Origin of the sequence: Methylosinus sp. KRF6, from assembly GCF_018887255.1 — a bacterium.
Taxonomy (GTDB): domain Bacteria; phylum Pseudomonadota; class Alphaproteobacteria; order Rhizobiales; family Beijerinckiaceae; genus Methylosinus; species Methylosinus sporium.
On record NZ_JAHLJF010000019.1, the window covers coordinates 1 to 11564 of the forward strand.

6 protein-coding genes are annotated in these 11564 nt (G+C 61.2%); 4 read left to right on the forward strand and 2 right to left on the reverse strand.

Going from position 1 to position 11564, the window contains the following annotated elements:
- Positions 1-528 precede the first annotated feature (528 nt).
- On the reverse strand, positions 529-1278 hold the full coding sequence (locus KP010_RS21980; RefSeq protein WP_216281808.1) for a hypothetical protein: 750 nt from the start codon (positions 1276-1278) through the stop codon (positions 529-531).
- A 340-nt stretch (positions 1279-1618) separates the two neighbouring features.
- On the opposite strand from KP010_RS21980, the gene KP010_RS21985 reads away from it, so the two are divergent.
- Together KP010_RS21985 and KP010_RS21990 are read left to right on the forward strand one after the other, a co-directional pair.
- Complete coding sequence (locus KP010_RS21985) at positions 1619-2512, forward strand: ProQ/FINO family protein (protein WP_216281811.1); 894 nt, start codon at positions 1619-1621, stop codon at positions 2510-2512.
- Position 2513: 1 nt separating this feature from the next.
- Entirely contained in the window at positions 2514-2819 is a 306-nt protein-coding gene (locus KP010_RS21990) for a hypothetical protein (protein ID WP_216281813.1), read from the forward strand.
- Positions 2820-2998: 179 nt separating this feature from the next.
- Here KP010_RS21990 and KP010_RS21995 read toward each other — a convergent pair.
- Positions 2999-4185 (reverse strand): IS3 family transposase gene (locus tag KP010_RS21995; RefSeq protein WP_216281815.1). Its coding sequence is split into 2 segments (ribosomal slippage): positions 2999-3933 and positions 3933-4185, totalling 1188 coding nucleotides; the frame shifts between segments, so codons are not numbered across the junction.
- Positions 4186-4381: 196 nt separating this feature from the next.
- Between KP010_RS21995 and KP010_RS22000 the strand changes: the two genes are divergently transcribed.
- Positions 4382-5047 (forward strand): hypothetical protein, encoded by a 666-nt coding sequence (locus KP010_RS22000; RefSeq protein ID WP_216281817.1) that lies wholly within the window; start codon positions 4382-4384, stop codon positions 5045-5047.
- A gap of 489 nt (positions 5048-5536) precedes the next feature.
- Positions 5537-11089 carry a hypothetical protein gene (locus KP010_RS22005; protein ID WP_216281819.1) on the forward strand — a complete coding sequence of 1851 codons (5553 nt, stop codon included), beginning with the start codon at positions 5537-5539 and terminating at the stop codon, positions 11087-11089.
- Positions 11090-11564: the final 475 nt, after the last annotated feature.

Consider the following 11564-nt stretch of genomic DNA (forward strand, 5'->3'; position numbering starts at 1 on the left):
GTTCTCGGTGGAAAAACTCGTGCTGCCTGGGTCAGCTCTCAGTGGAAATCAACAGGCGACGTCGTTTGGGAGGGCAGACCGCTACTGATGTTTATACGGGATCGCGTTGCCGATTCCGATCATCCCGTTCGACATCAGTGTCGGGATGCATTCGGACGCTGGTCCGGGTGGAGTCCACTTCGTTCGCCAGGGCCGAAGGACGTCCTTATGGATCCAGGCTTTTATGCCGTGATCTCCCCAAATTATCTCGACGAAACCATCGACCTCGTTCAAGGGCCATTTTACGAACGCGGCCACTCCACTATGTCCAATTAGCTTCGACGCCTCGGTCGGAGCCGCGAACACCAGAGGCACCGCGCTGGGATCAAATCTACGTTCTTCCGGGATGTGGACTCTCAAACATTTATAACCCTCGATTGGCCTAACTGGCGTAAAGCTCCCGGCGCCGCCCGCTTGAAGCACAAGGAAACTTGCGGCGAGGATCGGATTGATTAATGAGATCATGATACTATTCCCTTCGCGTTACGGCTAATTCAAGACGGACTGTCCGGCCGTGGGGTCGACTCTGTTGGCGATGGATTGACGCCAATCGCCGACCGTCGTCGTTGGCGTAATGCCGTTCGCGGCCATCGTCTGAGGCGGCAAATGAACAATTCCTTCGAGGTTGTCGCTGTCGTTGGCCTTCGCCAAGTTGACGGAAGGGCCCGGGCCGAACTGATAATAGCCTCTCACGTCAATGAATGTCGGATCCTGGACTCCGTTATCTTGTAGGTACGTTGCGCCATTGTACTCGTATTGTGCGGCGCCCCAGGCTTGATTGGCGGGATCGTTTTTCCCGGCGAGGCTCGTGTCGATCCCTGCGTTCGGATTGTCCGCCGCCGCCTGATTGATCGTTTCCGTGTAAGTCGCATTGGTCATTTGAAACGCCCCGGAGACGGTTCCGGCGCCCTGGACGTTTTTGCAGCCCGATTCCATGACGCAGGTGGCGGCGAGCGACGCGCAGCTGACGCCGACCGTCGTGGCGGCGTCGCACGCTTGGCCGCCCCAAGACTGAGCGTTCATCGTTTGCAGCGGATCGCAGCCGCTGCAAGCCGTGTAGTCGATATTGCCGCCGCCGGGATTGTTGCCTCCCCCGGACCCGACATCTGTCGAGCCGGTCGGATAGGAGAAATTTGGCGCGCCTTTTTCCTGATAGGTCGGATGCACTGTTTGCGGGAGACCTCTCTCGGTAACGGGAACAGGATCGCCGGCGAAGGCGGGGACGGCGAACGCCAGCAAGAGAGCGGTTGCGAGCCTGGACATATTTCGATGGCGTATATCGCCGCGATGGGTTGGACGAAATATGACTGTGGACATGGGATCCTCGTGTTGGAAGACGTCCCGAGCCGAACATGGAGGTGCGCGTATCTCTATCGAAATTTCCCGATCACGGGACGGTCTTGCAATGCAGGGAGAATTCGCGCGAAACTCTCGAGCGGCCGGCGGCGCGCGACCTTAGCGGCGACGCGCGATTGCGACCGGGACGGTGCGCCCCGCGCGCTCGATCATAATGAATCGCGATCTAGCGAACCCGTTGGCTAGTCATTGAAAATTTCGCCAATCTCGAAGACGGGTCCTCATGACCGACACGACAGAGAGCCAAGCAGCAGACCAATCGCGGCGCTCGATCGACCGGGAGGCGCAAAAGCGCTCTCATGCCGAAGTTCGCGCGCTTCTCGATGAATTGATCGAGGCCTTCCCCGCCTGCTTCAAACCGCATGGCGCAAAAGATCAACCGCCGCTCGCCATCGGGGTGGAAGCGGACATCCTCCTCCACCGGCCTCACATCGATCCCGACCGGCTGGGCCGGGCTCTGCAGGTCTACACCGCTGTTCCGGAATATTACCGCAGCGTGATCGCCGGATCGCCGCGCGTCGATCTCGATGGCGTCGTGCGAGCCGCGATCACATCCGAAGAGATCGGGCAGGCCGAGCGGCTCCTTCTCGAGTTCGAGAGCAGAGCGCGATCCCGTAAAATCCCGGCGAGCGAAGGTCATGCCGTGCTCGCCGAGCTGGTCATGAGCTTTCCAGCCTGCTTCAAGCCGCGCGACGTCCGCGGCCGGCCAGCGGTAGCGATCGGCATTCACAGCGATATCCTCGAGCGCCGTCCCGATCTCGATCTGCCGAAGGTGCGAAAGGCTCTCTGGGTCTTTGTGACGGGCCTCGATTATTTGCGCGGGATGATTCCTGGAGCTCCGCGCATCGATCTCGACGGCGCGGTGACGCAATTCGTTACCGAGCAGGAAGCGACCAACGCGAAACGCCGCCTCGCCTTTCTTCGCGACAGGATCAAGGCCGCGCGAGTGGTGGCGGACGGAAAGGTGCAGCGCGAGAATGTCAATTCGCGCTCCCCGATGTCTGCGAAGCCGGGACTGGCCGCCGAAGGCCCTGCGGCTAGACCAAAGTCCGCGCCGGACCGGGCCTCCGCTTCTGGCGCCACGCCCAGCCAAGTCGGCACGGGGGTGCCGAAATAGGTTGGCGGACGACGCGCGGCAGACCGAGGGGCTTTTCGGCGCGGACGAGAAGACCGAGCTGCTGATTGGCGCCATCGCGTTCCTGTTGCTGACCCTGCTCGGCGGAGCCGGTGGGGCGCACGGCATGGAGCGCCTGCTCAAAAGCAACACGACCAAGCGCCGCGTCCTTTCCTTGTTCCACCAGGGATGCCTCTATTATGGCGCCAATCCGAACATGCCAGAGCCGAAATTGATCGCGCTCTTGGAACGCCTCCAGGCGTTCATCATGCAAAACTCAGTGACGGCCGCCGTGCTCGCCGTTGGATGAAAATGAGGGGTTGGCTGAGGGTGTTGGCATCAGGGACCGCAAGACGCTTTTTCGTCAATTGGGAATTCACAAGCGGATCCGCGCAAGTTGCGCTTCGCCAAACCATGTCGGCCTCAGCACTGGTCTTGTCTTCCTCGGCGCCCAGCAGCGTCAAACTTCATTGACGTGCCCCCGAAGTTTCATCCAGCGGCGAGTTGAGTCCCGGCGGTTGATACGCCCGCGGGCGTGGGGTGAGCAACAGGCGATCGGCGGAGCTGGTCCGGGTTGCGCAGCCGATCGCCTGTTGCGGTGAGCGCGGCCGCATAGTCCGCCGGCGTCGCATAGCCGAGCGAAGAATGCGGGCGCCGGTGGTTATAATCGTGAACCCAAGAGCGAACTTTCTCTCTCGCATGGTCGAGGCCGAAGAACAGCGTCTCGTTGAGCAGCTCGTCCCGCATGCGGCCGTTGAAGCTCTCGCAGAAGCCGTTCTGCATCGGCTTGCCCGGCATGATGAAATGCCATTCGACCTTATTCGCCTCCGACCAGGACAGGACGGCGTTCGAGGTGAATTCCGTCCCATTGTCGGAAACGATCATGCTGGGCTTGCCGCGCCTTTCGATCAGCGCCGACAGCTCGCGCGCAACCCGCTTGCCAGAGATCGACGTGTCCGGGATCGCCGCCAGGCATTCACGCGTCACGTCGTCGACGATGTTCAGGATGCGGAATCGTCGGCCGCTGGCGAGCTGGTCGTGCACGAAATCGAGAGACCATCGGGCATTCGGCTTCGCCTCGACGACAATCGGCGCCCGTGTTCCCACGGCGCGGCGGCGCGCGCGGCGTTTTTTGACCGTCAGCCCTTCCTCGCGGTAGAGCCGATAGATGCGGTTCTTGCCCGAGCGCTCGCCCCGCTGACGAAGCAAGACGAACAGCCGCCGGTAGCCGAAGCGCCGACGCGCATTGGCGAGATCGCGCAGCTCGGCGCGAAGCTCGGCGTCGGCCGGGCGCTTCGACGTGTAGCGCGCCGTCTTGCGATCGATCGCGACGATCCGGCAGGCCCGACGTTCCGACAGGCCCATCACGGCCCGAAGGTGCGCGACGGCGTCGCGCTTGACGGCGGGCCCTACCATTTTTTTGCCAGGAGCTCGCGAAGCGCCGCCGCATCGAGCATCTGATCGGCCAAGAGCTTCTTCAGACGCGCGTTTTCCTCCTCCAGCGCCTTCAGCCGCTTGGCCTCGGAAACGTCCATGCCGCCGAATTTGGCCTTCCAATTGTAGAGCGTCGTCTCCGAAACCGCATATTTGCGCGCGAGGTCCGCCGCCTTCGCGCCGGCTTCCTGCTCCCGCAAAATCCCGATGATCTGCTCTTCCGTGAACCGTTTCTTCTTCATCGTGTCCGTCCTGCAATCGGCCGGACTCTAATCGATGCTGGTGGGATTTTTCAGGGGCACGTCAGGATGCGCATCGGTCGTCGGCATCGAAAAAATTCGCGGACGGCCTTCGGATTGGAGCTCGCTCGAACGTCTTATTGTCAAGAGGCTCATCTAGCGTGTGCCGAGAGAGCAAAACAAATGAGAGAATGATTTGGTGAATATTTTGCGCACTGCCATATTTTCGACGCTCTGCATTGTTGCGGCGGCCAGCGCGCTCGTTGTGACAAGTCGGCAGGATTTTGTGCGGCGGGACAATGTACAGCAGGAATTCGTCACGCAGAAGCTCGGAGCGCATATATATGTAATACCGAAGGGCATTCTCGAATCGATCTACAAGCCCGACTACAGCCGCGATCCCAATCCAAACCCCGCCTGGCCGCACGAAGCGGTGATCCGACTTTTTGTTCGATGGCCGGACTTCTCGGCGCCGCCAAAGAGCAATCAGCTCGATGATGCAAAGAATCGCCTGCTTATTTCTTTAGGAAGCCTCAAGGAATTACCCGTGACCAGCGTAGAAAAAATAATAGCGAACAGAAAAAATAACGACAGTAAATTTGCGATGCATCAGGCTGCTTTCGGACTGACGGAACTCTACGACAGAGATACAGGTTTCGGATGGCATCGATATGTCGCATCCCCGAGTCCAACGGTCGAGTTCGAGATAGTCTGCTTCCCTCCCGGTCCCGTTGGAGGCGGATGTCAGTTCGAGGTGGGCTACTCTGACCTGAAGTTGGTAGTCGTTTTCTCTAGCGATCACCTTATACACTGGAAGAATCTATACGAAAATACGACTCGATTAATCGACCTTTTACGAAAGTAATCCGCCATGGAAGACATACATCAACTCAGTGCTTCGGCGCTCGCCGCGGTGAACTCGGCTCTCGCGGCCAAAAATTATCCTGCCGCATATAGATCTATTCGCGATGACCTGAATGCGCAGAACGCGGCTGCGAAACAAGCAGGGTTGCCTGCCCCAATCGGCGCGGATACAATCGCGTGGTATACAAATGCGGCAGAAATAAACGACCTGTATTCAACATCGTTCATCCATTTCTTTGTACGAAATTATATTTCAATATATGCGCAAATGACAACAGGAATGGGAATTGATGACGCCATGTTTCAACCCGTTTCTGATCTGTTGGCAAATAATGTTATCAGTGCAATCAATGCTTCGAATGGTACAATTCAGCCATTTAGCCAAGTTGGTGCTATCGACACTAGGAATATCGTTGATAGATTCCGCAATGATTACGGCATTATACTAGATCAATATGCGTGGCCTGCGTACGCCGACTTGGCGGCTGGATTGGCGCCGAATTTCGTCGATCGCTCCTTTCTGCAAAACATCCCTCTCGACAAGCAGATGCTCATTCTCCGCGCGTCCGACGCCGCGGCTCAGCGGGCCTTTGTTTCGACTCCGATCAGTTCCCAGACCTCGGGCGGCCTCTGGTCCGATTTCCTCAACGCCCTCTATCTCTCGGTCGAAGAGCCTTATGTCGCGGCGAAAATCGTCCTGCGCAAGTTCGGTGAATCCTTGAAATTCGCCAGCGACAGCAGCGATCCTACGATCGCTGCCTCTTCGATTGTGCTCGCTCAAAACTCTCTCTCCGGCATCGTCCTCGACGGCAACGGCGGCGTTCGCCTGCTCACGTCGGCCGATGCCGACGGCGTGTCCCGAGCGGTCGACTTGGGCTCCACCGGCAACAGCGGCTCGATCCTCCTCGGAGGCACGGCGGCCACCTCGTTTGCGCCCGGCTCTATCGTGAGCGCGGCGTCCGACGGCCTCACCGTTCGGTCCACGCATGACGGCTTCGACACGACGCTCGCCATCGGCACCGACGCCGCCGTCACGCTCACCCAGGCGAGCGGCGGCAACAGCTATGTGTTCAGCCTGATCGGCGAGAACCCGGACGGCAGCAGCCGCTACAATCTCCGCCAGTTCGACGTCGGCGGGGTCTCCTGGAACGGCGCTGGCGATCTCTCGGGCGCCCTGACCTCGGCCTTCTCCGCCTCCTATAGCGGCGCCTTCTCCACAGGCTCCAATAATTCTTATACGAGCCTCGTCAACACGCAGAGCTATCTCCACTCTCATACCTCCTATCTGCCCGATGACGAAGAGGCGCTCGCCAATGCGGCTTTGACCGACGAGGCCGTGGCGGCGGCGACGCAGAATTATCTCTTCAACCGGACGTTGCTCGCCGGACCTGGAACCTTGCCCGGGACGGCGCCCTATTACGGCAATGCCTATTTCACGGGAATGGGACTCGCCTCGGCCTTCGGCGGCGACATTCCGCTGCCGTCGATCATCGATGTGACGGTGGTGGGCTATGGCACGGGCGGCGGCAGCGTTCCGCAATATCCGTTGGTGCTCGATCTCGCCGGCCGCGGCATAGAGCTGGTGGCGCAGTCTCAGAGCGCGGCGCATTTCGACGCCCTGGCCGACGGCGTGCGGCGGCAGATCGGCTGGGTCGGCGCGACCAACGGCATTCTCGTCTTCGACCGCAACCGCAATGGCGTGGTCGACAGCTCGGCCGAATGGTTCGGGCAGAATTTCACGCGCGACGGCGCGGCGCCGCCCGCGGGCCAGACCGGCTTCGACGCGCTCGCGACTCTGGCGCAGCCGGGAGCGACGGAGTTCTCCGAAGCGACATCGCTGATCGATCCGGCGTCGGGCGTAAGCTATTTCGATGAATTGCAGGTATGGATCGACGCGAATCAGGACGGCGCGACGCAAACGGGCGAGCTGTTCCGCTTGGCCGATCTCGGCATCCAGTCGATCGGCTTGCAAACCAACGCGGTCGGTCGCGACGTCAATGGGAACAGCGTCGTCTCGACGGCGACCTACAGGCGCGTCGACGGGACGAGCGGCGTCATCGACGATATCGGCCTGTCCCTCGTTCCGAGCGAGACGCGAGAAATCACGCTGCAGAGCGGCGTGGCGCTGCATATGCTGGCGCGCGTGCAGTCGGGCACGGCGCAATCGGCCGCCGGTCAGGCGAGCGGCGCGCTCGGCGTGCTGCAGGACCAATATGGACCGCTATATTGGTTGTCCGGCGACGCCGGCCTCATCAATTACTATATGGGGAAGTCGAACGGCAACTATCGCAGCGGTCTGCAGACGATTTACGAGATCGCCGGCGCAATTTATGTCGCCTCTCCGGGCGGTGGCGTGTCCTATTATCCGCATGTCGAAGGCGACGCGAAGAGCGTCAGCCAGAGCATGTCTGCTCTGATCAGGGAAGTGACGACCTTCGTCTCGCGGGTGCAGGCGGCGGCGAATGCTCAGGGAGCCGACGATATAGCGGCGGTGGCGGCGAATGGCGCCAGCGCGGCGGATCTTTCGACCTCGGCGGCCGCCGCCCGACAAGCTGCTGCGACAGCGCAGAGCGCGTGGGCCGACGCCATTGCCGCCTATGTGCGGGCCCAGGCCGACGCCGTAACCGCGGCCAGCAACATTCTCCGCGTTCAAAACGAGGTCAATGGATTGGTGCCGGCCGGCGGTGGATTTGTGAGCTCGGGTGACGCGGAGGCGGCGTCCGCGCTCTACAAATCTCTCGCACATGATTTCCAATATATGGTCGTCGCCAAGAGTGCGATGAAAATCGCACTCGGTGCGTCCGGCCAGGCGCTCGGCTACGACAACACCATCTTCGGCGCCCCAGGAGAGACGGCGCCGCCGCCGACACCCAACAACTCCGGCGACAATGTCAATCATCCGACGCTGTTCATTGCCGGCGCAGGCAATGAAACTTTGAACGCGAACCGGAGCAGCGACGCGTTTTTCTTCTCGGGCGTCAACGGGAGCGATGTCGTCAACGGTTTCGCCCCGGGCGTGGGCAAAAATCTCGCCGCTTTTCTCGTGACGGCCGATACGCTCTTCTTTCAGAACTCGGCGGTGAACCTGATTCTCTCCTATGGAACGAGCGCCAACGTGACGCTTACGAACGTCAACATCAATAGGCTCTCCCTATATGACAACATTGCTGGCGTTTCCACGGCGTCTTTCCAGTACAACGGCGGCTCCGTGAACGTCGATCTCTCATCGAAGACCAGCCGCGACCAGGACGGACTGATCCATATCCAAAACCTCGTCGGATCGAATTTCGACGATATATTGAAGGGCGATTCGAACGATAATTCCATCGTCGGCGGCGCCGGGAACAATTTCATCGAAGGCGGCGGCGGCGCGGATACGCTCGACGGCGGCGGCGGACTAAACACCATCGGCTATTCCTGGGCGACGAGCGGCGTGACGATCGATCTCGCCGCGGGCGGCGACAGCACCGGATCGACCTTACGCGATTTCACCAATGTCATCGGATCGAAATATAACGACACGATCAAGGGCGTCTCCGGCAGCACACTGACCGGCGGCGGCGGATACGACATTTATGAGTTTTCCGGGACGGGTGGCGTTCAGACGATCGTCAATGGCGTCAGCGTCGTTTCCCTTCCGCAAGGCGAACTCGCTATGGGCGGTGGCGTTTCTCTATTCGACCTCCGGTTCATGCGGTCCGGCAATGATCTCGTCATCACCGTGATCGGCGCCGAGAGCCGAGTCGCTGTCCGCGACTGGTTCGCTGGCACATATGCGCAGCTTACGAAGCTCACCTTCTCCGACGGGTCGCAAATTGGAGCATCCGCGATCGCCGCCCTCGCCACGCTCGCCGATGCGCCGAGCGGCGTGATCGAGAACGCCGGCAACATCGCTCTCGTGGCGGCAGGCAATAATTACGGGCTCTACGGCAAGGACGGCTCGGGGAATCCGACGACGGGGCCGCTTCTGCGATATCAGGGCGGCGCCGTGACTGCGGGCCAGTTCTCGGGGTGGTCGCCGGTAGCCGCGGCGCAAACGGCGAGCGGTTATGTGGCGGCGCTCCGGAGTGCGGACGCCGCGTCGTATTCGATCTGGAGCGTCGACGCCGGCGGCAATTACGTCACCAGTGTGGGCATCGAGAAGAACGACCCTCGTCTGTGGTCGTATGAGACGCAGTTCAATTTCGATCTCGGCGGCGACGGCAAGATCGGCGCGCCGCTTTCGCCGAGCGGCGTGATCGAGAACGCCGGCAATGTCGCTCTCGTGGCGGTGGGCGGTTATTACGGGCTCTACGGCATGGACGGCGCGGGGAATCCGACGCGGGGGCCGCTCTTGCGATATCAGGGCGCCGACGTGACTGAGGGCCAGTTCTCCGGGTGGTCTCCGGCAGCCGCGGAAAAAACGGCGAGCGGTTATGTGGCGGCGTTCCGAAGTGCGGACAGCACGTCGTTTTCGATCTGGAGCGTCGACGCCGGCGGCAATTATGTTTCCAATGTGGGCGTCGAGGATAACGACCCGGGTCTGTGGTCGTATGAGACGCAGCTCGCTTTCGACCTCGACGGCGACGGCAAGATCGGCGCGCCGGTTTCGCCGAGCGGCGTGGTCGAAAACACCGGCAATGTCGCTCTCGTGACGGTCGGCGGCTATTACTGGCTCTACGGCAGGGACGGCGCCGGGACTCCGACGACGGGGCCGGTCCTGCGGCATCAGGGCGCGGGCGTGACGCCGGGCCAGTTCCCCGGATGGTCGCTGGTCGCCGCGGAGCAAACCGCGAGCGGCTATGTGACAGCGTTCTGGAGCGCGGATCTCACGTCGTTTTCGATCTGGAGCGTCGCCGCCGACGGCAATTATCTTTCCCATGTGGGCGTCGCGGAGAACGACCCCGGCCTGTGGTCGTATGAGACGCAGCTCAGTTTCGACCTCGACGGCGACGGCAAGATCGGCGCGCCGATTTCGCCGAGCGGGGTGATCGAAAACACCGGCAATGTCGCTCTCGTGACGGTGAGCGGCTATTACTGGCTCTACGGCAGGGATGGCGCCGGAAATCCGACGACGGGGCCGGTCCTGCGATATCAGGGCGCGGGCGTGACGCCGGGTCAGTTCTCCGGGTGGTCGCTAGTCGCCGCGGAACAAACCGCGAGCGGCTATTTGGCGGCGTTCCGGAATGCGGCTCTCACGTCGTTTTCGATCTGGAGCGTCGACGCCGACGGCAATTATGTTTCCAATGTGGGCGTCGAGGCGAACGACCCGGGTCTGTGGTCGTATGAGACGCAGCTCAGTTTCGACCTCGACGGCGACGGCAAGATCGGCGCGCCGATTTCGCCGAGCGGGGTGATCGAAAACACCGGCAATGTCGCCCTCGTGACGGTGAGCGGCTATTGCTGGCTCTACGGCAGGGATGGCGCCGGGAATCCGACGACGGGACCTGTCCTGCGGTATCAGGGCGCGGGCGTGACGCCGGGCCAGTTCCCCGGGTGGTCGCTGGTCGGCGCGGAGGCGACGGCGAACGGCTACGAAGTCGCCCTCCAATCGACTGAAAAACAGTTCCTGATATGGAACGTCGACAAGAGCGGCAATTACCAATCCGGCGCGGTGTTGGGCGACGCGCTCGATAATGCGGACGGGAGCGGCGGCCTTTTCCTGCAAGGCGATGACCTGACCATAACGCTTTCTCCGACACAATCGACTGTGGCTACGGCGGCCGGAAACGCATTTACATTCGGCGGGCATGTGTCCGAATCGATCACGGCCTTCGGTTTGACCGACGAGACATTCGTTTTTACGCCCAGAGCGGGCCAGGACATTCTCTACGGCTTTGTGGCCGGTGGCGGGACAGGACACGACACCTTGCAGTTCAACGCCTCGGCTTTTGGCGCGGGTCTGACCGCGGCCGATCAAAACGCCGATTGGCAGGCATTGTTGGCGCATACGGCGGATAACGCCGCCGGCTCCGCTGTGATCACAGACGTGTTCGGCGACAGCATCATCCTCAGCGGCCTTTCAAAGGCGTCGCTGACCGCGAGCGATGTGCGATTCGTTTGAATACGGCTTCGACGATTTCCGGCGCGGATCGGGGCGAGACGTCCATGGGGAATTGGACGGTTGACATCGCCGATGCACGCGGGGCGGCGTCGCAAGCCGTCGTGGCCGGAGTAGAGGCGCAGTTCGAAGGCGTTCCCACGCCGTTGAACGCGAAGCTATGGTGGAATTTGGATGATGACGGCATGAGGAGAGCGGCGTAACGGGGTTGGTGTCCAGCCGAGCGCCGTTGGTTCGTTCAAAGGATTCGGGATCGAATGGACCATGAACTGATGGGGTGGATGCCCCCTTCGGCCGGCGTCGTATGATGTCGGAGGGCGCCCGGAAGGGGGGCGCGACGAAGGAGGTCATTATGGCGGAAGTCCATGTCTTGGCGATCGATTTGGCAAAGCGCAGCTTTCAGGTCTGCGGAACAGCTCGCGGCGGGGCGTGTGTGGATGCCCCCGCTTTTGCAAGGTGATTTTCTCGGCGACTACTC